Source organism: Ammonifex thiophilus, from assembly GCF_003368535.1.
GTDB classification, from domain to species: Bacteria; Bacillota; Desulfotomaculia; order Desulfotomaculales; family Ammonificaceae; genus Ammonifex; species Ammonifex thiophilus.
Window position 1 is genome coordinate 1 of record NZ_QSLN01000074.1, and the last position, 348, is coordinate 348.

A 348-nucleotide genomic window follows, 5' to 3' on the forward strand; every position below is an offset into this window, starting at 1 on the left:
TGGGCGGGAGAAGCGCCTGGAAGTACGACGCCGCCGGCAACCTGGTGGAAGTGAAGGACCCCAACGGCCAGGCCACTACTTTCGCCTACGATCCCAACGGGCGGCTCGTAGGCAAGACCTACGCCTCTGGCGGAACCGTGCGCTACGAGTACGCCCCCGGCGGCCTCCTGCGGAGGGTCGTCAACGCCCGCGGCCAGGACATCGAACTCGACTACTATCCCGATGGTCGGCTCAAAAGCATTGCCTTCCCGGAAGGCACCGTCAATTTCGGGTACGACGAGGCCGGGAGGCTCGTGAGCGTCGCCGAGGGGGGCCGCACCTCTTCTTACGGGTACGACGGCCTGGGCC

1 protein-coding gene is annotated in these 348 nt (G+C 66.7%); it reads left to right on the forward strand.

Features of this window, described 5'->3' with window-relative positions; all coding sequences use genetic code 11:
• Nucleotides 1-348 (forward strand): RHS repeat domain-containing protein (locus tag DXX99_RS11125; protein ID WP_134643028.1); only part of this gene is annotated, 348 nt, incomplete at both ends.